We start from the raw sequence: 25,464 nt of genomic DNA, 5'->3' as shown, positions 1-25,464 counted from the left end.
CCCGACTTTGCACGCCCGGCTGTGCCGGGCGTTTTTGTTTCAAGGACTTAACCATGAATCCTGCTATTCCTCTTCAGCTTCTGGGCGGCATCAGCGCCGACGAATTCCTCCGCGATTACTGGCAGAAAAAGCCCCTGCTGGTGCGCCAGGCCATCCCCGACTTCAAGAGCCCGCTGGACCCTGACGAGCTGGCCGGCCTCGCCCTGGAAGAGATGATCGAGTCGCGCATCGTTCTCGAACACGGCGACAGCCCCTGGGAGCTGCGCCGCGGCCCGTTCCAGGAAGACACCTTCAGCCAGATGCCCGAGCGCGACTGGACCCTGCTGGTGCAGGCGGTCGACCAGTTCATCCCGGAAGTCGCCGAACTGCTGGAGCACTTCAAGTTCCTGCCCAGCTGGCGTATCGACGACGTGATGATCAGCTACGCCGCGCCGGGCGGCGGTGTCGGCCCGCACTTCGATAACTACGACGTGTTCCTGCTCCAGGGCCACGGCCATCGCCGCTGGAAGGTCGGCCAGGTCTGCGATGCCAGCAGCCCGATGCTGCCCCACGCCGACCTGCGCATCCTCGCCGAATTCGAAGAGAGCGCCGAATGGGTGCTGGAACCGGGCGACATGCTCTACCTGCCGCCGCGCGTGGCGCACTACGGCATCGCCGAAGATGACTGCATGACCTACTCGGTCGGCTTCCGCGCGCCCAGCGCCGCCGAAGTGCTGACCCACTTCACCGACTTCCTTGCGCAGTTCCTCTCCGACGAGGAACGCTACAGCGACGCCGGCATGGCGGCCATGAAAGGCGACGCTGACCAGCACCAGATCCAGCGCGACGCCCTGGACCGCCTGAAGAACCTGCTGCAGGAACACATGAGCGACGAGCGCCTGCTGCTCACCTGGTTCGGCCAGTTCATGACCGAGCCGCGCTACCCGGAACTGGTGGCCGGCGAGGAGATCGAGGAAGACGACCTGACCACCGCCATCCAGGATGGCGAGGTGCTGATCCGCAACCCCAGCGCCCGCATGGCCTGGAGCGAAGTGGATGTCGGCCTGCTGCTGTTCGCCAGCGGCCAGACCGTGGTCCTGCCGGAAAAACTGCGCGATCTGCTCAAGCTGGTGTGCTCGGCCCAGTCGCTGCACGAAGGGAATCTCGGCCAATGGCTGGCCGACGACGATGGGCGTAAGCTCATCGGAGAACTGATCAAACAGGGCAGTCTGGAGTTTGCCGATGAGTAGCAAGATCAGGGTTCGCGTCGCGGACTGGCAGAAGGATAATGCCGATCTGCGGCGCATTCGCGAGGCGGTGTTCATCGCCGAGCAATCGGTCCCGCCGGAACTCGAATGGGACGCCGAGGACGTCGAAGCCGTGCACTTCCTGGCCTTCGAAGGCGACTACGCCATCGGCACCGCCCGCCTCCTGCCGGACGGGCACATTGGCCGCGTATCGGTCCTCAAGGACTGGCGCGGCCTGAAGGTCGGCGACCTGCTGATGCGCGCCGCCATCGAGCAGGCGGAGAGCCAGGGGCTCAATCGCCAGTTGCTGACGGCCCAGGTCTACGCCATTCCCTTCTACGAACGGCTAGGCTTCCAGGTGGCCAGTGGCGAATTCCTCGACGCCGGCCTCCCCCACGTGGACATGGTGCGCGAAAGCGCCTGAAGGAGCGGCATGGACAACGCCCCGGATCAAGACGACCTCCCGGCAGACCTGCCGGCCATCGAGTTTCAGTCACCGGGGCGTTTTGCGGTCCACAACCCGCCCAGCGAAGCGCTGCCGCCCGAGGCGCTGGAGCCGGCGCCCTTCCGCCTCGGCGAAGGCGGCCAGTTGCACCGCTTCAACACGCCGGACGACGCCCGCGCCCACGCGCTGGCGCTGATCCAGCAGGCGCGCCGCACCCTCTACCTCTACACACCCGACCTGGAGCCCTGGCTGTATCACCACAGCAGCATCCAGGAAGCCTGCACCCAGCTGCTGCTGGGTAACCCGCGCAATCGCCTGATGATCCTGGTGCGCGACAGCACCCGCGCAGTGAAGGAAGGCCATCGCCTGCTCAACCTCAGCCGTCGCCTCTCCAGCTACTGCCAGATCCGCCGGATCAACCCCGATTACCCGAGCGACGAGCATGCCTTCCTGCTCGCCGACGACTGCGGCCTGCTGTTGCGCCCGGAACCGGGCGACTACGCCGGCTACGCGCACTACAACAACGCCGGCCGCGTTCGCCAATTGATTGCGCAATTCGAACAGACCTGGAACACCAGCCTCCTCGACCCGAACCTGCGGAGCTTCCTGATTTGAGCCGACATCCTCTCGCCCTGACGCTCGCCTGCGCCATCAGCCTGACCGCCGTCGCGGCGCCGCGCACCGAGATCATCCCGCTCAACTACCGCACCGCCGAAGACGTGCTGCCGGTGGCGCAGCAGGTGCTGGGCAACGAGGGTCGGGTGACCGCCTACGGCAACCAACTGGTAGTGAACGCTGAGCTCGAAAAAATCCGCGAACTGCAGCAGGTGCTCGAACAACTCGACACCCGCCCTCACCAGTTGCTGATCAGCCTCGACACCGTCGACGGCAGCCAGGGCAGCCAGAGCGGCTATTCAGTGAACGGCTCGGTCAGCGCCGGCAACGTTGAAATCCAGGCCGGTCGCGGCGAAGTCAACGGCCGCGACCAGGTGCGCATCATCAACCGCTCCACCAGCAGCCGCGGCGGCGGCACCCAGCAGGTGCGCGCCACCGAGGGCTCGCCGGCCTTCATCCAGGTGGGCCAGAGCCAACCGGTGACCAACGCCGGTATCGGCCCCTACGGCCAGGTCTACAGCCAGACCGAATACCGCGACGCCAACCAGGGCATGTACGTGACGGCAAGCCTCTCCGGCAATCTCGTGCACATCACCCTGAGCACCCGCAACGATCGCTTCAATGGCAACTACCAGGGCTCGATGAACACCAGCTCGGCCGATACCCGCGTCAGCGGCCCGATCGGCCAATGGATCGAGATCGGCGGCGTCAGCGAGAGCAACCAGAGCACCCAGAACGGCTACACCCGCCAATACAGCACCCAGGGCCGCAGCGACAGCAGCCTGCGGGTGAAGGTCGACGTGCTCGACTAAGCCTTCCGTAGGTGACTTGCCAGTCCTCCTTAGACCTTCGTGTAGTAGTCCAAAAAAAACACTACAAAACGTTTGACGAACGCTCGTTTGAAAGTGCATGATGGCCTCGCTCCCGCTAACCAGAGGGCCTCAAAGCCCTCCGGACCGCGCCAGCGACACACCCGTCGCGCCGGTTCGTGTTGTTAAGCCCACAAGGCGGATCGACGAGGTTGCGACTGGCAAGAGGTTGTCCTGAGGGACGGGGAAGCAAGCCTAAGCAACAGCACGACGTGACGGATTCAGCCGTCCACCATCGCCCAACGGCTGCCACGAGCCGGCAAGCGATTCTGGATGCCACTGCTGCAGTCACCCGTCTTTGCACCGCGCCACCCCCTCCCCCTGCGTCACTCCTTCTTTTCGGTCGCCCCTTCGCCATCCCGCGGCGAGCAACCCGCAGTCATTACCGTTCAGGTGCGGTTTTATGTGGGTAGTCGGTGCTTAACCAAATACATTCTTTTGAAGGATTGGCCATGTCCGCATATCAGAACGAGATCAAAGCAGTCGCCGCGCTCAAAGAGAAGAACGGCAACAGCTGGAGCGCGATCAACCCCGAGTACGCTGCCCGCATGCGCGTCCAGAACCGCTTCAAGACCGGTCTGGAAATCGCCAAGTACACCGCAGCCATCATGCGCAAGGACATGGCTGAGTACGATGCGGACTCCTCCGTCTACACCCAGTCCCTGGGTTGCTGGCACGGCTTCATCGGCCAGCAGAAGCTGATCTCCATCAAGAAGCACCTGAAGACCACCAACAAGCGCTACCTCTACCTGTCCGGCTGGATGGTTGCCGCCCTGCGCTCCGACTTCGGCCCGCTGCCGGACCAGTCGATGCACGAGAAGACCGCCGTTGCCGGCCTGATCGAAGAGCTCTACACCTTCCTGCGCCAGGCTGACGCCCGCGAACTGGACCTGCTGTTCACCGCCCTGGACTCCGCCCGCGCTGCCGGCGACAAGGCCAAGGAAGCAGAAGTACAAGCTCAGATCGACAGCTTCGAAACCCACGTGGTACCGATCATCGCCGACATCGACGCCGGTTTCGGTAACGCCGAGGCGACCTACCTGCTGGCCAAGAAGATGATCGAAGCCGGTGCCTGCTGCATCCAGATCGAAAACCAGGTTTCCGATGAGAAGCAGTGCGGCCACCAGGACGGCAAAGTGACCGTTCCGCACGAAGACTTCCTCGCCAAGATCAACGCCGTTCGCTACGCGTTCCTCGAGCTGGGCGTTGACGACGGCGTGATCGTCGCCCGTACCGACTCCCTGGGCGCTGGCCTGACCAAGCAGATCGCCGTTACCCGCGAGCCGGGCGACCTGGGCGACCAGTACAACTCCTTCCTGGACTGCGAAGAAATCTCCGCTTCCGACCTGCAGAACGGCGACGTGGTGATCAACCGCGGCGGCAAGCTGCTGCGTCCCAAGCGCCTGGCTTCCAACCTGTTCCAGTTCCGCAAGGGCACCGGCGAAGACCGCTGCGTCCTGGACTGCATCACCTCGCTGCAGAACGGCGCCGACCTGCTGTGGATCGAAACCGAGAAGCCGCACGTTGGCCAGATCAAGGGCATGGTTGACCGCATCCGTCAGGTCATCCCGAACGCCAAGCTGGTGTACAACAACAGCCCGTCGTTCAACTGGACCCTGAACTTCCGCCAGCAGGTGTTCGATGCGTTCGTCGCCGAAGGCAAGGACGTTTCCGCCTACGACCGCGCCAAGCTGATGAGCGTCGAGTACGACGAAACCGAACTGGCCCAGATCGCCGACGAGAAGATCCGTACCTTCCAGCGTGACGGTTCCGCCCACGCCGGCATCTTCCACCACCTGATCACCCTGCCGACCTACCACACCGCCGCGCTGTCCACCGACAACCTGGCCAAGGGCTACTTCGCCGACCAGGGCATGCTGGCCTACGTGAAAGGCGTTCAGCGTCAGGAACTGCGTCAGGGCATCGCCTGCGTCAAGCACCAGAACATGGCTGGCTCGGACATCGGCGACAACCACAAAGAGTACTTCGCTGGCGAAGCCGCTCTGAAAGCCTCGGGTAAAGACAACACCATGAACCAGTTCCACTAAGAGCTGGCTCAACCAGCCCCTCGGGGCTGGGAGGCACCGCGAAACCCCGGCTCCGGCCGGGGTTTTGCTTTTGCGCTTGGCCGAATCGCCAGCCATCCCTTCCCGCCCGCCAAGGGCAGCACCGCTTCGACATGCCAGCCTCGGCCTTCCTTTATATATGAACCCGGAAAGCCCATGCCTAAGCGCAACCGTCTCGCCCTCGCCGCCCACCTCATCCAACGCCTGCCGCGTCGGCTGCAGGAGCCTCTGCTGACGCGCCTGTTCTGCTCCCAGGTGCGCTTCGCCGGTACCGCCGGCGTACGCATCCAGAAGCTGTCCGACAGCGAGGTGCGCATGAGCCTCGCCAACCGCCGTCGCGCGCGAAACCACATCGGCGGCGTGCATGCCGCGGCGATGGCGCTGCTGGCCGAGTCCGCCAGCGGCTGCATGGTCGGGATGAACCTGCCCGATGACAAACTGCCGCTGATCAAGAGCCTCAAGATCGACTACCTGCGCCGGGCCAGCGGCGGCCTGCGCGCCATCGCCACGCTCGAGCCCGCGCAGCGACAGGCCATGCTCGAGCAGGACAAAGGCGAAACCCTGGTGCACGTGATGCTGCTGGATGATTCCGGCGCGCAGCCGGTGCGCTGCGATATGCGCTGGGCGTGGATTCGGAAGAGAAACTGAACCACCCTCGCCGTGGGGCGACCAAGAAGATTGCGAAGGGATAATTCGACGTCGATATGCGGACGAAATAAAAGCCGCGCCGCTTATATGTAGTAAAGTTACGGATATACGACACTGCAAATGATAATACTTATCATTTGTTGATCACCGATTTATTGCCGACAAATACCTCGAAAGTACTATTCGACCAAAGCCCAAGTGCCGTCAGACTAGGCATCCAGAGCCGCGCAAACAGGGCGCTACGGGAAATGCAAAAGGCTTTTGCCCGAAATAGAAGCATCTGTTTGTGTTGGAAAAATTTACTTGCTGAAGGCTTTGGGCATAAAATTGGAAAGATGACCTGAACCCTTAGCTCACTATCCTTGAGTTGTCGGGTTCGCAGTACTCGGGCATTGCGCCCGGCACCCAAGACAATCGTTTTTGTAGGAAGGAGTATCGGCATGCCCAATCCAGCTGAACTTGCAGCTCAACACTGGGGACTCGCCGCCTTCCTTTTAGGAGTGCTGGGGCTGCTCGCCTTCATGCTAGGGGTTTCCAGCCTGCTTGGCAGTAAGGCATTTGGTCGCAGCAAGAACGAACCCTTCGAATCCGGTATCGTTCCCACCGGCAGCGCCCGCCTGCGCCTGTCGGCAAAATTCTATCTGGTCGCGATGCTCTTCGTGATCTTCGACGTCGAAGCCCTCTTCCTCTTCGCCTGGTCCGTGTCCGTCCGTGAAAGCGGTTGGGCAGGTCTGATCGAGGCAACCATTTTCATAGCAATTCTGTTGGCAGGTCTTGTCTACCTGTGGCGTATCGGCGCGCTCGATTGGGCGCCGGCGGCACGTCGCGCACGGCAGGCGAAGCTAAAACAATGAGGCTTTGGCGATGCAATACAAACTTACCCGGATCGATCCGGATGCGCCCAATGATCAATACCCGATCGGCCAGCGCGAAACGGTAGAAGACCCGCTCATCGAAGGGCAGGTCCACAAGAACATCTTCATGGGCAAGCTCGAGGATGTTCTCAACGGTGCGGTGAACTGGGGTCGCAAGAACTCCCTGTGGCCGTACAACTTCGGGCTGTCCTGCTGCTACGTGGAGATGACCACGGCGTTCACCGCGCCGCACGACATCGCCCGTTTCGGCGCCGAAGTGATCCGTGCATCGCCCCGCCAGGCTGACTTCATGGTCATCGCCGGCACCTGCTTCATCAAGATGGCTCCGGTCATCCAGCGCCTGTACGAGCAGATGCTGGAACCCAAGTGGGTGATCTCGATGGGGTCGTGCGCCAACTCTGGCGGCATGTACGACATCTACTCGGTCGTTCAGGGGGTCGACAAGTTCCTCCCCGTGGACGTGTACATCCCCGGCTGCCCGCCCCGTCCGGAGGCGTTCCTGCAAGGCCTGATGCTGCTGCAGGAATCCATCGGCCAGGAGCGTCGCCCGTTGTCCTGGGTCGTAGGCGACCAAGGCGTCTATCGCGCCGACATGCCTGCCCAGAAGGATCTCAAGCGCGAACAGCGCATTGCGGTCACCAACCTGCGCAGCCCCGACGAAGTGTGATCCGGCCCTCCACGAGAGGCCCGTTTTCACTCCACCGTTGACCGAGTGACTTAAAGACTATGAATGCAGACTCCGCTCTGTACATCCCGCCTTACAAGGCAGACGACCAAGATATCGTCGTCGAACTGAATTCCCGCTTTGGCGCCGAGACCTTCACCGTCCAGGCCACCCGCACCGGCATGCCGGTGCTCTGGGTTGCCCGTGAGCGCCTGATCGACGTCCTCACCTTCCTGCGCAATGTGCCCAAGCCGTACGTCATGCTCTATGACCTGCACGGTGTCGACGAGCGCCTGCGCACCCACCGTCGCGGCCTGCCGGGCGCCGACTTCAGCGTGTTCTACCACCTGATGTCGCTCGAACGTAATAGTGACGTGATGATCAAGGTGGCCTTGTCCGAGGGCGACCTCAACCTGCCCACCGCCACCCGTATCTGGCCGAACGCCAACTGGTACGAGCGTGAGGTCTGGGACATGTACGGGATCACCTTCAATGGTCACCCGCACCTGACCCGCATGCTGATGCCGCCGACCTGGGAAGGCCACCCGCTGCGCAAGGACTACCCGGCGCGCGCCACCGAGTTCGATCCCTACGCGCTGTCCGCCGCCAAACAGGACCTCGAGCAGGAAGCGCTGCGCTTCAAGCCCGAAGACTGGGGCATGAAGCGCCACGGCGAGAACGAGGACTTCATGTTCCTCAACCTCGGCCCGAACCACCCGTCCGCCCACGGTGCGTTCCGCATCATCCTGCAGCTGGACGGCGAAGAGATCCTCGACTGCGTTCCGGAGATCGGCTACCACCACCGTGGCGCCGAGAAGATGGCCGAGCGCCAGTCCTGGCACAGCTTCATCCCCTACACCGACCGTATCGACTACCTCGGCGGCGTGATGAACAACCTGCCGTACGTGCTCTCGGTCGAGAAGCTCGCCGGCATCAAGGTGCCGCAGCGCGTCGACGTCATCCGCATCATGATGTCGGAGTTCTTCCGCATCCTGAACCACCTCCTCTACCTGGGTACCTACATCCAGGACGTGGGCGCGATGACCCCGGTGTTCTTCACCTTCACCGACCGCCAGCGCGCCTACAAGGTCGTCGAGGCCATCACCGGCTTCCGCCTGCACCCGGCCTGGTACCGCATCGGCGGCGTAGCCCACGACCTGCCGCGCGGCTGGGACAAGCTGGTCCGCGAATTCCTCGACTGGATGCCCAAGCGCCTGGACGAGTACGAAACCGCCGCCCTGAAGAACAGCATCCTGCGTGGCCGTACCATCGGCGTTGCCCAGTACAACACCAAGGAAGCGCTGGAATGGGGCACCACCGGCGCCGGCCTGCGCGCCACCGGTTGCGACTTCGACCTGCGTAAAGCGCGCCCGTACTCCGGTTACGAGAACTTCGAGTTCGAAGTCCCGCTGGCCGCCAACGGCGATGCCTACGACCGCTGCATGGTCAAGATGGGCGAAATGCGCCAGAGCCTGCGCATTATCGAGCAGTGCCTGAAGAACATGCCCGAAGGCCCGTACAAGGCCGACCACCCGCTGACCACGCCGCCGCCCAAAGAGCGCACGCTGCAGCACATCGAAACCCTGATCACCCACTTCCTGCAGGTTTCCTGGGGCCCGGTCATGCCGGCCAACGAAGCCTTCCAGATGGTGGAAGCGACCAAGGGCATCAACAGCTACTACCTGACGAGCGATGGCAGCACCATGAGCTACCGGACCCGTATCCGGACGCCCAGCTTCGCGCACCTGCAGCAGATTCCGTCGGTGATCAACGGCAGCATGATCGCTGACCTGATCGCCTATCTGGGCAGTATCGACTTCGTTATGGCCGACGTGGACCGCTGATCATGAGTACCCTTATCCAGACTGATCGTTTCGAACTCAGCGAAACCGAGCGCTCGGCCATCGAGCACGAGATGCACCACTACGAGGACTCCCGTGCGGCGTCCATCGAAGCCCTGAAGATCGTCCAGAAGCAGCGCGGCTGGGTGCCGGACGGCGCCATTCCGGCCATCGCCGAGATTCTCGGCATCCCGGACAGCGACGTCGAAGGCGTGGCGACCTTCTATAGCCAGATCTTCCGCCAGCCGGTCGGCCGCCACATCATCCGCGTCTGCGACAGCATGGTCTGCTACATCGGCGGCCACGAATCCGTGGTCGGCGAGATCCAGAAGCAGCTGGGCATCGGTCTCGGCCAGACCACCGCCGACGGCCGCTTCACGCTGCTGCCGGTGTGCTGCCTGGGCAACTGCGACAAGGCCCCGGCGATGATGATCGACGACGACACCTTCGGCGACCTGCGTCCGGACGGCGTCGCCAAACTGCTGGAGGCCTACGCATGAGTCGCCTCACCTCCTACGGCACGCCCAACCGCACCGCGCGCGCGGCCGAAACCCACCCGCTGACCTGGCGCCTGCGTGACGACGGCGCCCCGGTCTGGCTGGAGGAATACCAGTCGAAGAATGGCTATGCCGCTGCCCGCAAGGCATTGGCGCAGATGGCCGCCGACGACATCGTCCAGACCGTCAAGGACTCCGGCCTCAAGGGCCGCGGCGGTGCGGGCTTCCCCACCGGCGTGAAGTGGGGCCTGATGCCCAAGGACGAATCCCTCAACATCCGCTACCTGCTGTGCAACGCGGACGAGATGGAGCCCAACACCTGGAAGGACCGCATGCTCATGGAGCAGCTGCCGCACCTGCTGGTGGAAGGCATGCTGATCTCCGCGCGCGCCCTGAAGGCCTACCGCGGCTACATCTTCCTGCGTGGCGAGTACGTCGATGCCGCCCGCAACCTCAACCGCGCCATCGAGGAGGCCAAGGCCGCAGGCCTGCTGGGCAAGAACATCCTCGGCAGCGGCTTCGATTTCGAGCTGTTCGTGCACACCGGCGCCGGCCGCTACATCTGTGGCGAAGAGACCGCGCTGATCAACTCGCTGGAAGGCCGCCGCGCCAACCCGCGCTCCAAGCCGCCCTTCCCCGCCGCCGTCGGCGTCTGGGGCAAGCCGACCTGCGTGAACAACGTCGAGACCCTGTGCAACGTACCGGCGATCGTCGAGCACGGCGTCGACTGGTACAAGGGCCTCGCCCGTCCGGGCAGCGAAGACATGGGCACCAAGCTCATGGGCTTCTCCGGCAAGGTGAAGAACCCCGGCATCTGGGAACTGCCCTTCGGCCTGCCGGCCCGCGAGCTGTTCGAGGACTACGCCGGCGGCATGCGCGACGGCTACAAGCTCAAGTGCTGGCAGCCCGGCGGCGCCGGTACCGGCTTCCTCCTGCCGGAGCACCTGGACGCGCTGTTCTACGCCGGCGGCGTCGCCAAGGTCGGCACCCGGATGGGTACGGGCCTGGCCATGGCGGTGGACGACAGCGTCAACATGGTCTCCCTGCTGCGCAACATGGAAGAGTTCTTCGCCCGCGAATCCTGCGGCTGGTGCACGCCGTGCCGCGACGGCCTGCCGTGGAGCGTGAAGGTCCTGCGCGCACTGGAGAAGGGCGAAGGTGCCCAGGGCGACCTGGAAACCCTCGAGCAGCTCGTCAACTTCCTCGGCCCAGGCAAGACCTTCTGTGCCCACGCACCGGGTGCCGTCGAGCCGCTGGGCAGCGCACTGAAGTATTTCCGTCCCGAGTTCGAAGCGGGCATTTCCCGCCAGGCTCAGGCCGTACAAGCACCGCAGACCGTCGGCGCTTGATGCTTTGATCGCCGGGCGCGCGCGTCCGGCGTTGTTTCGTTGCAGTGCCGCGGTGTGCCGCTGGCCCGATGAAACCGTGATTTCTATTAGCCACGCCCGCTGACAACGGGCCAACGAAGACTTAGACCCATGGCCACGATTCACGTAGACGGCAAGACGTTAGAAGTCGATGGAGCGGACAACCTGTTGCAGGCCTGTCTCTCCCTCGGTCTCGACATCCCCTACTTCTGCTGGCACCCGGCGCTCGGTAGCGTCGGCGCCTGCCGCCAGTGCGCGGTCAAGCAGTACACCGACGAGAACGACAAACGCGGTCGTCTCGTCATGTCCTGCATGACCCCTGCCACCGACAACACCTGGATTTCCATCGAAGACGAAGAGGCCAAGCAGTTCCGCGCCAGCGTCGTCGAATGGCTGATGACCAACCACCCGCACGACTGCCCGGTCTGCGAGGAAGGCGGTCACTGCCACCTGCAGGACATGACGGTGATGACCGGCCACAACCAGCGCCGGTACCGCTTCACCAAGCGCACCCACCAGAACCAGGAGCTCGGCCCGTTCATCGCCCACGAGATGAACCGCTGCATCGCCTGCTACCGCTGCGTTCGTTACTACAAGGACTACGCCGGCGGTACCGACCTGGGCGTGTACGGCGCGCACGACAACGTCTATTTCGGCCGGATCGAGGACGGTGTGCTGGAGAGCGAATTCTCCGGCAACCTGACCGAGGTCTGCCCGACCGGCGTGTTCACCGACAAGACCCACTCCGAGCGCTACAACCGCAAGTGGGACATGCAGTTCGCCCCGAGCATCTGCCATGGCTGCTCCAGCGGCTGCAACATCAGCCCCGGCGAGCGTTACGGTGAAATCCGCCGCATCGAGAACCGCTACAACGGCTCGGTGAACCACTACTTCCTGTGCGACCGCGGCCGCTTCGGCTACGGCTACGTCAACCGCGAAGACCGCCCGCGCCAGCCGCAGCTGGTGCTGAGCAAGCAGAAGCTGTCGCTGGACGGCGTCCTGGACCAGACCGCTGCCTTGTTGAAAGGCCGCAAGGTCATCGGCATCGGCTCGCCGCGCGCCAGCCTGGAAAGCAACTACGCCCTGGCCGAACTGGTCGGCGCGCAGAACTTCTACAGCGGCATCTCCGCCGACGAGCTGCAGCGCCTGCAACTGGTGCTCAAGGTGATGCAGGACGGCCCGCTGCCGGTGCCGACCATCCGTGACATCGAAGACCACGACGCGGTATTCGTGCTCGGCGAAGACCTGACCCAGACCGCTGCCCGTATCGCCCTGGCCCTGCGCCAGTCGGTGAAAGGCAAGGGCGAGGAGATGGCCGCCGCGATGAAGATCCAGCCGTGGCTCGACGCCGCGGTGAAGACCATCGCCCAGCACGAGATGAACCCGCTGTTCATCGCCAGCCTCGATGAAACCCGCCTGGACGACGTTGCCGCCGAGTGCGTGCACGCCGCCACCGAAGACCTGGCTCGCCTGGGCTTTGCCGTGGCCCACGCCATCGACGCGAGCGCCCCGGCCGTGGCCGGCCTCGACGCCGACGCCGCCGCCCTGGCCCAGCGCATCGCCGATGCGCTGGTCGCCGCCAAGCGCCCGCTGGTCATCTCCGGCACCTCGCTGGGCAGCAACGCCCTGATCGAAGCCGCCGCCAACATCGCCAGCGCGCTGAAGAATCGCGAGAAGAACGGCTCCCTGAGCCTCGTGGTTCCGGAAGCCAACAGCCTGGGCCTGGCCCTCTTCGGCGGTGATTCAGTCGAGAAAGCGCTGGAGCAACTGTCCTCCGGCGCCGCCGATGCCGTGGTCATCCTGGAGAACGATCTGTACCGCCGCGCCGACGCAGCCGCCGTCGATGCCGCCCTGGCCGCCGCGAAGATCGTCGTCGTCGCCGATCACCAGCAGACCGCCACCACCGCCAAAGCGACCGTGCTGCTGCCGGCCGCCAGCTTCGCCGAAGGCGATGGCACCCTGGTCAGCCAGGAAGGCCGCGCCCAGCGCTTCTTCCAGGTGTTCGATCCGACCTACTACAACGCTGACAACCTGGTCCGCGAAGGCTGGCGCTGGCTGCACGCCCTGCACAGCACCCTCGAGGGCAAGCGTGTCGACTGGACCCAGCTGGACCACGTGATCGACGCCGTCGTCGCCGCCAAGCCGCAACTGGCCGGCATCCGCGACGCCGCGCCGAACGCCGCGTTCCGCATCAAGGGCCTGAAGCTGGCGCGCGAGCCGCACCGCTACTCCGGCCGTACCGCCATGCGCGCCAACATCAATGTCAGCGAGCCGCGTCAGCCGCAGGACATCGACTCCGCGTTCGCCTTCTCCATGGAAGGCTACGCCGGCAGCGCCGAACCGCGTCAGCAGATTCCGTTCGCCTGGTCCCCGGGCTGGAACTCCCCGCAGGCCTGGAACAAGTTCCAGGACGAAGTCGGCGGCCACCTGCGCGCCGGCGACCCGGGCGTGCGCCTGATCGAGGCCAAGGGTGAAGCCCTGTGGTTCAGCGAGATTCCCGCGCCGTTCCACACCGCCGCCAGCCAGTTCAAGGTGGTGCCCTTCTATCACCTGTTCGGCAGCGAGGAGAATTCCGCCAAGGCCGCCCCGGTGCAGGAGCGCATCCCGCAGACCTACGTCACCCTGGCGAAGTCCGAGGCTGACCGCCTGGGTGTCAACGAAGGGGCGATCATCCGCCTGACCGTCAAGGGCCAGGAACTGCGCCTGCCGCTGCGCGTGAGCGAAGAGCTCGGCGCCGGCCTGGTCGCCCTGCCGGTCGGTCTGCAAGGCATCCCCGCCGGCGTCATCGGCGCTGTCGTTGAAGGTCTGCAGGAGGCTGCGCAATGAGTTGGCTGACACCCGCCATCGTCGACATCCTGATCGAGGTCATCAAGGCCATCGTCATCCTGCTCGCCGTGGTCGTCTGCGGCGCGCTGCTCAGCTGGGTCGAGCGTCGTCTGCTCGGTCTCTGGCAGGACCGCTACGGTCCGAACCGGGTCGGCCCCTTCGGTGCCTTCCAGCTCGGTGCCGACATGCTGAAGATGTTCTTCAAGGAAGACTGGACCCCGCCGTTCGCCGACAAGCTGATCTTCACCCTCGCCCCCATGATCGCCATGGGCGCGCTGCTGGTCGCCTTCGTCGTCATCCCGATCACCCCGACCTGGGGCGTGGCGGACCTGAACATCGGCATCCTGTTCTTCTTCGCCATGGCCGGCCTGACCGTGTACGCGGTGCTGTTCGCCGGCTGGTCGAGCAACAACAAGTTCGCCCTGCTCGGCAGCCTGCGCGCCTCGGCCCAGACCATCTCCTACGAGGTGTTCCTGGCCCTGTCGCTGATGGGCATCGTGGCCCAGGTCGGTTCGTTCAGCCTGCGCGACATCGTCGATTACCAGGCCGAACACATGTGGTTCATCATCCCGCAGTTCTTCGGCTTCATGACCTTCTTCGTCGCCGGCGTCGCCGTGACCCACCGTCACCCGTTCGACCAGCCCGAAGCCGAGCAGGAACTGGCCGACGGTTACCACATCGAGTACGCCGGCATGAAATGGGGCATGTTCTTCGTCGGCGAGTACATCGGCATCGTGCTGGTGTCCGCGCTGCTGGCGACCCTGTTCTTCGGCGGCTGGCACGGTCCCTTCGGCATCCTGCCGCAGATCCCGTTCATCTGGTTCGCCCTGAAAACCGGCTTCTTCATCATGATGTTCATTTTGCTGCGGGCCTCCATCCCACGCCCGCGCTATGACCAGGTGATGGCCTTCAGCTGGAAGTTCTGCCTCCCGCTGACCCTGATCAACCTGCTGGTGACCGGCGCTGTCGTGCTGGCCAGCCAGTAAGGAGTAGGACCATGATCAAGTACATTTTCGACGTGGTGCACGGCACCTACACCCAGCTGCGCAGCCTGGTGATGATCTTCGGTCACGCCTTCCGCAAGCGCGACACCCTGCAGTACCCGGAAGAGCCCGTGTACCTGCCGCCGCGCTACCGTGGCCGCATCGTGCTCACCCGCGACCCCGACGGCGAAGAGCGCTGCGTGGCGTGCAACCTGTGCGCCGTGGCCTGCCCGGTGGGCTGCATCTCCCTGCAGAAGGCCGAGACCGACGACGGTCGCTGGTACCCCGAGTTCTTCCGCATCAACTTCTCCCGCTGCATCTTCTGCGGCCTGTGCGAAGAAGCCTGCCCTACCACCGCGATCCAGCTGACCCCGGATTTCGAGATGGGCGAGTTCAAGCGCCAGGACCTGGTCTACGAGAAGGAAGACCTGCTGATCTCCGGCCCCGGCAAGAACCCGGACTACAACTTCTACCGCGTTGCCGGCATGGCCATTGCCGGCAAGCCGAAAGGCGCCGCGCAGAACGAAGCCGAACCGATCAACGTCAAGAGCCTGCTGCCGTAAGGAGACGTCGCGTGGAATTCGCTTTCTACTTCGCCGCCGGCGTCGCCGTGCTGGCAACCTTCCGGGTCATCACCAACAGCAATCCGGTGCATGCCCTGCTCTACCTCATCATTTCGCTGCTCGCGGTATCGATGACCTTCTTCAGCCTCGGCGCTCCGTTCGCCGGTGCGCTGGAAATCATCGTCTACGCCGGCGCGATCATGGTGCTGTTCGTCTTCGTGGTGATGATGCTCAACCTCGGCCCGGCGATTGCCGAGCAGGAGCGCAAGTGGCTCAAGCCCGGCGTCTGGATCGGCCCCGGCGCCCTGGCCGCCGTGCTGCTGGTCGAACTGCTGTGGATGCTCTCGCGCACGCCCAGCGGCATCGGCATCGGCCACACCACCGTGGACGCCAAGGCCGTGGGCATCAGCCTGTTCGGCCCGTACCTGCTGGTCGTCGAACTGGCCTCGATGCTGCTGCTGGCGGCACTGGTCGCCGCCTACCACCTCGGCCGCCACGAAGCGAAGGACTAACACCATGAATGCAATCCCTCTCGAACACGGACTGGCGCTCGCCGGTGTGCTGTTCTGCTTCGGCCTGGTGGGCCTGATGGTACGACGCAACATCCTGTTCGTACTGATGAGCCTGGAAGTGATGATGAACGCCGCCGCGCTGGCCTTCGTGGTCGGCGGCGCCCGCTGGGGCCAGCCTGACGGCCAGGTGATGTTCATCCTGGTGCTCAGCCTGGCTGCGGCCGAGGCCAGCATCGGCCTGGCGATCCTGCTCCAGCTGTATCGCCGCTTCCATACCCTCGATATCGACGCTGCCAGCGAGATGCGCGGATGAACCTGCTGCCCCTTACTTTCCTGTTCCCCCTGGTCGGCTTCCTGCTGCTCTCGTTCTCCCGTGGCAAGTGGTCGGAAAATCTCTCGGCACTGGTGGGTGTCGGCTCCGTGGGCCTGGCGGCCCTCTCCGCCTTCTGGGCGATCTGGAGCTTCCACAGCAATCCGCCCGAAGGTGGCGCCTACAGCCTGGTGCTGTGGCAATGGATGAGCGTTGGCGATTTCAAGACCAACTTCACCCTGTACCTGGACGGCCTGTCGGTCACCATGCTCGGCGTGGTCACCGGCGTCGGCTTCCTGATCCACCTGTTCGCCTCCTGGTACATGCGCGGCGAGACCGGCTACTCGCGGTTCTTCGCATACACCAACCTGTTCATCGCCAGCATGCTGTTCCTGGTGCTGGGCGATAACCTGCTGTTCATGTACTTCGGCTGGGAAGGCGTGGGCCTGTGCTCCTACCTGCTGATCGGTTTCTATTACAACCACGTACCGAACGGCAACGCGGCGCTCAAGGCCTTCATCGTGACCCGCGTGGGTGACGTGTTCCTCGCCATCGGCATGTTCATCCTGTTCCAGCACCTGGGCACGCTGAACATCCAGGAGCTGCTGGTCCTGGCCCCGCAGCACTTCGCCAAGGGCGACCTGTGGATCAACCTGGCGACCCTGATGCTGCTCGGCGGCGCCGTCGGCAAGTCCGCCCAGCTGCCGCTGCAGACCTGGCTGGCCGACGCGATGGCCGGCCCGACCCCGGTCTCCGCGCTGATCCACGCCGCCACCATGGTGACCGCGGGCGTCTACCTGATCGCCCGCTGCCACGGCCTGTTCGAGCTGGCGCCCAACGTCCTGGAGCTGGTCGGCATCGTCGGCGCCGTGACCCTGGTGCTGGCCGGCTTCGCCGCCCTGGTGCAGACCGACATCAAGCGCATCCTCGCCTACTCGACCATGAGCCAGATCGGCTACATGTTCCTGGCCCTGGGCGTCGGCGCCTGGGGTGGCGCGATCTTCCACCTGATGACCCACGCCTTCTTCAAGGCCCTGCTGTTCCTTGCCTCCGGTGCGGTGATCGTCGCCTGCCACCACGAGCAGAACATCTTCAAGATGGGTGGTCTGTGGAAGAAACTGCCGCTGGCCTACGCAAGCTTCGTGGTCGGCGGTGCGGCCCTGGCCGCCCTGCCCTTCCTGACCGCGGGCTTCTACTCCAAGGACGAGATCCTCTGGGAAGCCTTCGCCAGCGGCCACCAGAACCTGCTGATCGCAGGCCTCGTGGGCGCGTTCATGACCTCGCTGTACACCTTCCGCCTGATCTTCATCGCCTTCCACGGCGAAGCGAAGACCGAGGCGCACGCCGGTCATGGCATCAGCCACTGGCTGCCGCTGGGTGTCCTGATCGTGCTCTCCACCTTCGTCGGCGCGCTGATCACCCCGCCGCTGGCCGGCGTCCTGCCGGAAAGCGCCGGTCACGCCGGTGGTGAAGCCAAGCACAGCCTGGAAATCGCCTCGGGCGCCATCGCCATCGCCGGTATCCTGCTGGCGGGCCTGCTGTTCCTCGGCAAGCGCCGCTTCGTCACTGCCGTCGCGCAGAGCGCACCGGGCCGCTTCTTCGGCACCTGGTGGTACCACGCCTGGGGCTTCGACTGGCTGTACGACAAGCTGTTCGTGAAACCCTACCTGCTGATCTGCCGCCTGCTGGGCGCGGACCCGATCGACAAGACCCTTGTCCTCGTCCCGCTCACCGCCCGCGGCGGTCACAAACTCCTCAGCCTCACCGAGAACGGCCGCCTGCGTTGGTACGCCGCTTCCCTGGTGGGCGGCGCCGCGCTGCTCCTCGGCGCGCTGCTGCTGGCTTAATGAATTCACGAAAGAGATTGAGCCCGACATGATTCTGCCCTGGCTAATCCTGATCCCCTTCATCGGCGGCTTCCTTTGCTGGATCGCCGAGTACACCAGCAAGACCCTGCCCCGCTGGGTCGCCCTGGGATCGATGGTCCTCACCCTGGCGCTGAGCCTGTGGGTGTGGCACACCGGTGACTTCCAGCTGGCCCCGGCGCCGGGTGGCGAGCCGCAGTGGACCCTGCAGTTCCAGGTGTCCTGGATCGAGCGCTTCGGCATCAGCGTGCACCTGGCAATGGACGGCCTGTCCCTGCTGATGGTCGCGCTGACCGGCCTGCTCGGCGTGCTGTCCGTCCTCTGCTCGTGGAACGAGATCCAGCGCCGCATTGGCTTCTTCCACCTGAACCTGCTGTGGATCCTGGGCGGTGTGATCGGCGTGTTCCTCGCCGTCGACCTGTTCCTGTTCTTCTTCTTCTGGGAAATGATGCTGGTGCCGATGTACTTCCTCATCGCGCTCTGGGGTCATAGCTCGGACGACGGCAAGAAGACCCGCATCTACGCCGCCACCAAGTTCTTCATCTTCACCCAGGCCAGCGGCCTGGTGATGCTGGTGGCGATCCTGGGCCTGGTGTTCGTGCACTACAACAGCACCGGCGTGCTCACCTTCAACTACGCCGACCTGCTGAAGACCCAGCTGCCGCCGCACACCGAATGGCTGCTGATGCTCGGCTTCTTCGTCGCCTTCGCGGTGAAGATGCCGGTCGTGCCGGTGCACTCCTGGCTGCCGGACGCCCACGCCCAGGCGCCGACCGCCGGTTCCGTCGACCTCGCCGGCATCCTGCTGAAGACCGCCGCCTACGGCCTGATCCGCTTCGCCCTGCCGCTGTTCCCCAACGCCTCGGCCGAGTTCGCTCCGGTTGCCATGACCCTGGGTCTGATCGGCATCTTCTACGGCGCCTTCCTGTCGTTCGCGCAGACCGACATCAAGCGCCTGGTGGCCTACTCCTCCGTGTCGCACATGGGCTTCGTGATGATCGGCATCTACTCCGGCAGCCCGCAGGCGCTGCAGGGTGTCGTCGTGCAGATGATCGCCCACGGTCTGTCCGCCGCCGCGCTGTTCATCCTCTGTGGCCAGCTGTACGAGCGCCTGCACACCCGTGACATGCGCAAGATGGGCGGCCTGTGGTCGCGCATCCCGTACCTGCCGGCCGTGGCCCTGTTCTTCGCCACCGCCTCGCTGGGCCTGCCGGGCACCGGCAACTTCGTCGGCGAATTCCTGATCCTGCTGGGCAGCTTCAAGGTCGTCCCGGTGATCACCGTCATCGCCACCTTCGGCCTGGTGTTCGGCTCGGTCTACTCGCTGATCATGATCCACCGCGCGTACTTCGGCCCGTCCAAGTCCGACACCGCCATCGCCGGCCTGAACGCCCGCGAACTCTCCATGGTGCTCGGCCTGGCGGTGCTGCTGATCGTTCTCGGCGTCTACCCGCAGCCGGTCCTCGACACCTCCGCGGCAACCATGCACGGCGTCCAGCAATGGCTGGGCTCCGCCCTCTCCACCCTGGCAGCACGGTAAGCGCGACATGACCTTCACGATTCAACACTTCATCGCGCTCCTGCCACTGCTCATCACCAGCGCCACCCTGGTGGTGGTGATGCTCGCGGTAGCCTGGAAGCGTAACCACTCGATGGCCGCCACCCTCTCGGTGATCGGTCTGAACCTGGCCCTGCTGTCGATCATCCCGGTGCTGAACGTCACCCCGATCGAAGTCACCCCGCTCATGGTGGTCGACAACTTCGCCTGCTTCTACATGGCCCTGATCCTGATCGGCGCCCTGGCCTGCACCACCCTCGCCCACGCCTACCTGGAAAGCTTCCCGGGCAACCGTGAAGAGCTGTACCTGCTCCTGCTGCTGTCCACCGCGGGCGGCCTGGTGCTGGTCAGCGCGCAGAACCTGGCCGGCCTGTTCATCGGCCTGGAACTGCTGTCGGTGCCGGTCTACGGCATGGTGGCCTACGCCTTCTTCAACAAGCGCACCCTGGAAGCGGGTATCAAGTACACCGTACTGTCCGCCGCCGGCTCCGCCTTCCTGCTGTTCGGCATGGCGCTGCTCTACGCCGAGTCCGGCAACCTGGGCTTCGCCGCCATCGGCGCGTCCCTGGCCGAAGGCACCAGCCACGGCCCGCTGCTGGCCATCGGCGTCGGCATGATGGTCGTCGGCCTGGGCTTCAAGCTGTCCCTGGCGCCGTTCCACCTGTGGACCCCGGACGTCTACGAAGGCGCCCCGGCCCCGGTAGCCACCTTCCTGGCCACCACCGCCAAGGTTGCCGTGTTCGCCGTGCTGCTGCGCCTGTTCCAGATCGCACCGGCGGCCCTGAACAACGGCCTGCTGCATGACGCCATCGCGGTCATCGCCATCGCCTCGATCCTGATCGGCAACCTGCTGGCGCTGACCCAGAGCAACATCAAGCGCCTGCTGGGCTACTCCTCCATCGCCCACTTCGGCTACCTGCTGATCGCCCTGGTGGCGAGCAAGGGCCTGGCCGTGGAAGCGGTCGGCGTCTACCTGACCACCTACGTCGTCACCACCCTGGGCGCCTTCGGCGTGGTCACCCTGATGTCCACTCCGTACAGCGGCCGCGACGCCGACGCGCTGTTCGAGTACCGCGGCCTGTTCTGGCGCCGTCCGGTGCTGACCGCGGTGATGACCGTGATGATGCTGTCCCTGGCCGGCATCCCGCTGACCGCCGGCTTCATCGGCAAGTTCTACATCGTCGCCACCGGCGTCGAGTCCCAGCACTGGTGGCTGGTCGGCGCCCTGGTACTGGGCAGTGCCATCGGCCTGTTCTACTACCTGCGCGTCATGGTGACCATGTACCTGGTCGAGCCGAACATGAAGCGCCACGACGCGCCCCTGGACTGGGCCCAGCGCGCCGGCGGCATCATGCTGGTGGCCATCGCCCTGCTCGCCTTCTTCCTCGGCGTCTACCCGCAGCCGCTGCTGGACATCCTCCAGCACAGCGGCCTGGTAGCCGTCGCCGGCTAAGTTCGACAGGCAACAAAAACCCCGCTTCGGCGGGGTTTTTTATTGGGCAGGATTCCTATCGTGAAGCCTTGCGGCCTTTCGTAGGAGCGAGCTTGCTCGCGAACAACCCCCGCTGCGAGGCCGAGTTCGCGAGCAAGCTCGCTCCTACAATGCCACTGCCCTACTCCGCCCGCTTGGGCGTTTCGCCCTCGCGGCCGGTGAAGAGGTCCCACGAGGCCATGAACAGCGCCGCGATCAGCGGGCCGATGACGAAGCCGTTGAGGCCGAACAGCGACATGCCGCCCAGGGTAGAGATCAGCACCACGTAGTCGGGCATCTTGGTGTCCTTGCCCACCAGGATCGGGCGCAGGATGTTGTCCACCAGGCCGATCACCACCACGCAGAACAGCGTCAGCACCACGCCCTGCCAGATCGCCCCGGTGAGCAGGAAGTAGGCCGCCACCGGCACCCAGATCAGCCCCGCGCCGATGGCCGGAAGCAGCGAGAGGAAGGCCATCAGCGTGCCCCAGAGCAGCGAGCCCTGGATACCGAGGAACCAGAAGATCAGCCCGCCCAGCGCACCCTGGGTCGCGGCCACGGCGATGTTGCCCTTCACCGTGGCGCGGATCACCGTGGTGAACTTGGTGAACAGGTGCTGCTTGTGCTCCGCGCTCAGCGGCACCGCCTGCTTGATCCGTCGGCCCAGCGCCGGGCCATCGCGCAGGAGGAAGAACAGCAGGTAGAGCATGATGCCGAAGCTGATGACGAACTCGAAGGTGTTCTGGCCGATGCTGAACGCCTTGGTGGCCACCAGTTGGCTGGCCTGCATCGCGCCCGCCGAGAGCTTTTCCTGCAGGCTGGAGAGGTCCGCCAGGTCGAAGCGCTCCAGCAGCTGGTGCGCCCAGGCGGGCAGCGCGGCGACCGCCTGCTGGTAGTAGACGATGAAGTTCAGCTCACCGGACTTCAATCGCTGGTAGACGGTGGCGCCCTCCTGCACCAGCGCCCCGGCGATGAAGGTCACCGGCAGGATCACGATGAGGAAGCACACGGCCAGGGATATCAGCGCCGCCAGGTTGTTGCGGTCGTTCAGGCGCACGCGCAGGCGGCGCTGCAACGGGGCGAAGATGATCGCCAGGATGGTGCCCCAGAAGACCGCCCCGTAGAACGGCAGAAGGATCCAGCCGAAGGCGAGTGTCACCACCAGCAGCAGGACGAGGAACGTCCGGTATTCCAGTTTCGATTCGAACATGAGCGGGTCCAGGATGGATAAACCTGCTCATTAGTCAGCAGTTGCCCTGCCAAGTGCAACTTTCGGCGCGCGTTCCGTGCACGCGAGCGCTCTACAGCACCATCGCCGCAACCCAGCCGAACGCCAGCAGCGGCAGGTTGTAGTGCAGGAACGTCGGCACCACGGTGTCCCAGATGTGGTTGTGCTGGCCGTCCACGTTCAGGCCGGAGGTCGGGCCCAGGGTCGAGTCCGACGCCGGCGAACCCGCGTCCCCCAGCGCACCGGCGGTGCCGACGATGCTGACGATGGCCAGCGGGCTGAACCCCAGGTGCACCGCCAGCGGCACGAAGATCGCCGCGATGATGGGCACCGTGGAGAACGACGAGCCGATACCCATGGTCACCAGCAGGCCTACCAGCAGCATCATGAAAGCGCCCAGCGCCTTGCTGCTGCCGATCCAGCCGGCGGCGCTGTCCACCAGGCTGGCGACCTGCCCGGTGGCGGTCATCACCGCGGCAAAGCCCTGGGCGGCGATCATGATGAAGCCGATCATCGCCATCATCTTCATGCCCTCGGTGAACAGGTCGTCCGCTTCCTTCCAGCGCACCACGCCGGACAGCGAGAACACCAAAAAGCCCACCAGCGCGCCGAGGATCATCGAGTCCAGCAGCAATTGCACGGCAAAGGCCGCGGCGACGGCGACACCCGCCACCACCAGGCTCATCCTGCTGTAGGGCGTGTCGACCCGCTCGGCCTGCTCGATGCGCGCGAGGTCGTAGTCCCGCTGGCGGCGATAGCTGAAGAACACCGCGATCAGCAGGCCACAGACCATGCCCAGCGCCGGGATCAGCATGGCGTGGGTGACGTTGATGCCCTGCACGTCCACACCGGCGCGGGCGACGTTGGCCAGCAGGATCTGGTTCAGGAAGATGTTGCCGAAGCCCACCGGCAGGAACATGTAGGGTGTGATCAGGCCGAAGGTGATCACGCAGGCGATCAGCCGGCGGTCGATGCGCAGGCGGGTCAGCACATAGAGCAGCGGCGGCACCAGCAAGGGAATGAAGGCGATGTGGATCGGCAGGATGTTCTGCGAGGAAATCGCCACCGCCAGCAGCAGCCCGACCATGATCCACTTGAAACCGCTGGCGCCGTTTGCCTCGTGCCGGCCGAGCATCGCCAGGGCACGGTCAGCCAGGGCGTGCGCCATGCCGGAGCGCGCAATGGCCACCGCGAAGGCGCCGAGCATGGCGTAGGACAATGCCACCGTGGCGCCGGCGCCCAGCCCGTCGTTGAAGGCCTTGAGCGTGCCGTCCATGCCCAGGCCACCCAGCAGGCCACCCGCCACCGCGCCGGCGATCAGTGCGACCACCACGTGCACGCGACACAGGCTCAGCACCAGCATCAGGCCAATGGCAATCAGCACCGCATTCATCGTCACCACTCCTCTTGCGTATCGCCCCACCGGGGCACGGGCAAAAGGCGCGCACTCTGCCAAAGGCCCGCTGGCGTGTCAAAACCTGAGTGGAATCAAGACGTTTCCGAACGAGGGCGGCGGGACTTTCACCGCGGTGCGCACGCTTTTTGCCTAGTTTTCTGCCGCTGGCTGCGACGGCACGCCAGAATCGCCTGTTTTCTGGCGTTTCGCCCCGTCACGGGTCAAGAAGATGCGGGAAACGCCGATATAGCGGGCGTCCCCAGGCTTAGTTCAAACAAGGATTCCCCTCCATGCTGCTGCGCCGTCTCTCCATCCAGTGGAAGATCACGTTGCTCGCCGGGCTGTGCCTGCTCGGCGTCGTCTCGCTGCTGTCCGGCCTATCGGTCTATCGCACCCAACACAGCACCTCGCTGGTCAAGCAATCGAGCACCGACATGCTCGACGAAGCGGCCAAGGCGCGCCTGCAATCGCGCGGCGAGGTCCAGGCCATGCGCATCCAGCGCTACATCATGGATGCCTACCAGTACGGCAAGGGCTTTTCGCGGCAGGTGCTGTTCCTGCGCGACCAGGCGCAGAAGCGCTTCCTCGACGCCTACGACCTGCGCGAGGACCTGACCCGCCAGGTCAAGACCGCACTGGAAGGCAACCCGGAGCTGCTCGGCCTCTACGTGGCCTTCGAACCCGATGCGCTGGACGGCAAGGACAAGCTCTTCGCCGGCCAGGGCGAGCTGGGCAGCAACGACGCCGGGCGCTTCTCCATCTACTGGTCCCAGGCCACGCCGGGCCAGCTGGAATCCGAGGCCATGGCCGAGTCGCTGCTCAATGACACCAGCCCCGGCCCCAGCGGCAGCGCGTACAACGCCTGGTTCACCTGCCCCAAGACCACCGGCCAGCCCTGCGTGCTCGATCCGTACTTCGACGAAGTGGGCAAGAAGAAGATGCTCATGACCAGCATCGCCTTCCCGCTGGAGCTGGACGGCAAGGTCATCGGCGTCATGGGCCTGGACATCAGCATGGAGAAGCTGCAGGACATCGCCGTCGAGGGCAGCCGGGAGCTGTACGACGGCCAGGGCCGCGTCAGCATCGTCAGCGCCGCCGGCCTGCTCGCCGGGCACAGCGCCGACGCCGCCAAGCTGAGCAAGAATCTCAAGGACGTCTATCCGAACCAGGGTGCCGAGCTGCTGCAAGCGGTGGCCAGCAACCATGAACAGGTATTCCGCCAGGACGATCAGCTACGCGTGATCGAACCCCTGCAGCCGATCCCCGGCTCCAAACCCTGGGGCGTGCTGCTGGAGGTCCCGCAGGACGTCCTGCTCGGCCCGGCCATCCGGTTGCAGAACCAACTGGACGACCAGCGCGTACAGGGCACCGTCTCGCAACTGGGCTTCGGGCTGGTCGCCATCCTGATCGGGCTGTTCGCCATGTGGCTCACCGCCCGCGGCGTGACCCGGCCGATCCTCGGCGTCGCCGCCATGTTGCGCAACATCGCCAGCGGCGAAGGCGACCTGACCAAGCGCCTGGACTACACCGGCAAGGACGAGCTGGGCGAGCTGGCCGGCTGGTTCAACCGCTTCCTCGACAAGCTGCAACCGATCATCCGCGACGTGAAATCCTCCGTGCAGGACGCCCGCGCCACTGC

At 64.8% G+C, this 25,464-nt stretch carries 22 protein-coding genes; 20 read left to right on the top strand and 2 right to left on the bottom strand.

Annotated features, from left to right (window positions below):
• The first annotated feature begins 53 nt into the window (after positions 1-53).
• From ACNFIA_RS26890 to nuoN, 19 genes are all read left to right on the top strand, one after another.
• On the top strand, positions 54-1,229 hold the full coding sequence (locus ACNFIA_RS26890) for a cupin domain-containing protein (protein ID WP_259755115.1): 1,176 nt from the start codon (positions 54-56) through the stop codon (positions 1,227-1,229).
• The gene (locus ACNFIA_RS26885; RefSeq protein WP_259755116.1) at positions 1,222-1,650 is read left to right on the top strand and encodes a GNAT family N-acetyltransferase; all 429 of its coding nucleotides are present in this window, start codon (positions 1,222-1,224) and stop codon (positions 1,648-1,650) included. The genes ACNFIA_RS26890 and ACNFIA_RS26885 overlap by 8 nt, the downstream gene beginning before the upstream one ends.
• A 9-nt stretch (positions 1,651-1,659) precedes the next feature.
• Entirely contained in the window at positions 1,660-2,286 is a 627-nt protein-coding gene (locus ACNFIA_RS26880) for a histone acetyltransferase HPA2 (protein WP_416790037.1), read from the top strand.
• The gene (locus ACNFIA_RS26875; RefSeq protein ID WP_259755118.1) at positions 2,283-3,098 is read left to right on the top strand and encodes a secretin N-terminal domain-containing protein; all 816 of its coding nucleotides are present in this window, start codon (positions 2,283-2,285) and stop codon (positions 3,096-3,098) included. Before ACNFIA_RS26880 ends, ACNFIA_RS26875 begins: the two co-directional genes overlap by 4 nt.
• Before the next feature lie 509 nt (positions 3,099-3,607).
• Positions 3,608-5,203 carry an isocitrate lyase gene (locus ACNFIA_RS26870; protein WP_259755119.1) on the top strand — a complete coding sequence of 532 codons (1,596 nt, stop codon included), beginning with the start codon at positions 3,608-3,610 and terminating at the stop codon, positions 5,201-5,203.
• Between the two features lie 174 nt (positions 5,204-5,377).
• A complete protein-coding gene (locus ACNFIA_RS26865) occupies positions 5,378-5,869 on the top strand; it encodes a DUF4442 domain-containing protein (RefSeq protein WP_416790035.1) in 492 nt (163 codons plus the stop codon).
• A 440-nt stretch (positions 5,870-6,309) separates the two neighbouring features.
• The gene (locus tag ACNFIA_RS26860) at positions 6,310-6,723 is read left to right on the top strand and encodes an NADH-quinone oxidoreductase subunit A (RefSeq protein WP_017517108.1); all 414 of its coding nucleotides are present in this window, start codon (positions 6,310-6,312) and stop codon (positions 6,721-6,723) included.
• A 10-nt stretch (positions 6,724-6,733) separates the two neighbouring features.
• Entirely contained in the window at positions 6,734-7,411 is a 678-nt protein-coding gene (locus ACNFIA_RS26855; RefSeq protein WP_017517109.1) for a NuoB/complex I 20 kDa subunit family protein, read from the top strand.
• Between the two features lie 59 nt (positions 7,412-7,470).
• A complete protein-coding gene (gene nuoC, locus ACNFIA_RS26850; RefSeq protein ID WP_017517110.1) occupies positions 7,471-9,252 on the top strand; it encodes an NADH-quinone oxidoreductase subunit C/D in 1,782 nt (593 codons plus the stop codon).
• Complete coding sequence (gene nuoE, locus ACNFIA_RS26845; protein ID WP_259759663.1) at positions 9,249-9,749, top strand: NADH-quinone oxidoreductase subunit NuoE; 501 nt, start codon at positions 9,249-9,251, stop codon at positions 9,747-9,749. The genes nuoC and nuoE overlap by 4 nt, the downstream gene beginning before the upstream one ends.
• A complete protein-coding gene (gene nuoF / locus ACNFIA_RS26840; protein ID WP_207883118.1) occupies positions 9,746-11,095 on the top strand; it encodes an NADH-quinone oxidoreductase subunit NuoF in 1,350 nt (449 codons plus the stop codon). Before nuoE ends, nuoF begins: the two co-directional genes overlap by 4 nt.
• A gap of 129 nt (positions 11,096-11,224) precedes the next feature.
• Positions 11,225-13,939 (top strand): NADH-quinone oxidoreductase subunit NuoG, encoded by a 2,715-nt coding sequence (nuoG, locus tag ACNFIA_RS26835; RefSeq protein WP_416790033.1) that lies wholly within the window; start codon positions 11,225-11,227, stop codon positions 13,937-13,939.
• Entirely contained in the window at positions 13,936-14,925 is a 990-nt protein-coding gene (gene nuoH, locus ACNFIA_RS26830; protein ID WP_259755126.1) for an NADH-quinone oxidoreductase subunit NuoH, read from the top strand. The genes nuoG and nuoH overlap by 4 nt, the downstream gene beginning before the upstream one ends.
• Before the next feature lie 11 nt (positions 14,926-14,936).
• Positions 14,937-15,485 carry an NADH-quinone oxidoreductase subunit NuoI gene (gene nuoI / locus ACNFIA_RS26825; protein WP_015477483.1) on the top strand — a complete coding sequence of 183 codons (549 nt, stop codon included), beginning with the start codon at positions 14,937-14,939 and terminating at the stop codon, positions 15,483-15,485.
• An 11-nt stretch (positions 15,486-15,496) separates the two neighbouring features.
• The gene (gene nuoJ, locus ACNFIA_RS26820) at positions 15,497-15,997 is read left to right on the top strand and encodes an NADH-quinone oxidoreductase subunit J (protein WP_017517115.1); all 501 of its coding nucleotides are present in this window, start codon (positions 15,497-15,499) and stop codon (positions 15,995-15,997) included.
• A gap of 4 nt (positions 15,998-16,001) precedes the next feature.
• The gene (gene nuoK / locus ACNFIA_RS26815; RefSeq protein WP_017517116.1) at positions 16,002-16,310 is read left to right on the top strand and encodes an NADH-quinone oxidoreductase subunit NuoK; all 309 of its coding nucleotides are present in this window, start codon (positions 16,002-16,004) and stop codon (positions 16,308-16,310) included.
• Positions 16,307-18,154, top strand: a complete 1,848-nt coding sequence (gene nuoL, locus ACNFIA_RS26810; protein ID WP_416790032.1) for an NADH-quinone oxidoreductase subunit L — start codon at positions 16,307-16,309, stop codon at positions 18,152-18,154. Before nuoK ends, nuoL begins: the two co-directional genes overlap by 4 nt.
• Before the next feature lie 28 nt (positions 18,155-18,182).
• Entirely contained in the window at positions 18,183-19,712 is a 1,530-nt protein-coding gene (nuoM, locus tag ACNFIA_RS26805) for an NADH-quinone oxidoreductase subunit M (protein WP_259755128.1), read from the top strand.
• 7 nt (positions 19,713-19,719) lie between these two features.
• The gene (gene nuoN, locus ACNFIA_RS26800; protein WP_259755129.1) at positions 19,720-21,183 is read left to right on the top strand and encodes an NADH-quinone oxidoreductase subunit NuoN; all 1,464 of its coding nucleotides are present in this window, start codon (positions 19,720-19,722) and stop codon (positions 21,181-21,183) included.
• Between the two features lie 160 nt (positions 21,184-21,343).
• Here the strand turns inward: nuoN and ACNFIA_RS26795 are convergent, their stop codons facing one another.
• Both ACNFIA_RS26795 and ACNFIA_RS26790 read right to left on the bottom strand, forming a co-directional pair.
• Entirely contained in the window at positions 21,344-22,411 is a 1,068-nt protein-coding gene (locus tag ACNFIA_RS26795) for an AI-2E family transporter (RefSeq protein ID WP_259755130.1), read from the bottom strand.
• Between the two features lie 91 nt (positions 22,412-22,502).
• Positions 22,503-23,822, bottom strand: coding sequence for a Na+/H+ antiporter family protein (locus tag ACNFIA_RS26790; RefSeq protein WP_416790029.1), 1,320 nt, complete (start codon positions 23,820-23,822; stop codon positions 22,503-22,505).
• Between the two features lie 293 nt (positions 23,823-24,115).
• Here ACNFIA_RS26790 and ACNFIA_RS26785 point away from each other — a divergent pair.
• Positions 24,116-25,464 (top strand): HAMP domain-containing protein (locus tag ACNFIA_RS26785; RefSeq protein WP_416790028.1); only part of this gene is annotated, 1,349 nt, incomplete at its 3' end.

The sequence above is a fragment of the Pseudomonas sp. NY15437 genome, assembly GCF_048068435.1.
Classification (GTDB): Bacteria; Pseudomonadota; Gammaproteobacteria; order Pseudomonadales; family Pseudomonadaceae; genus Pseudomonas; species Pseudomonas nitroreducens_B.
This window is presented reverse-complemented; position numbering and strand designations above follow the sequence as displayed.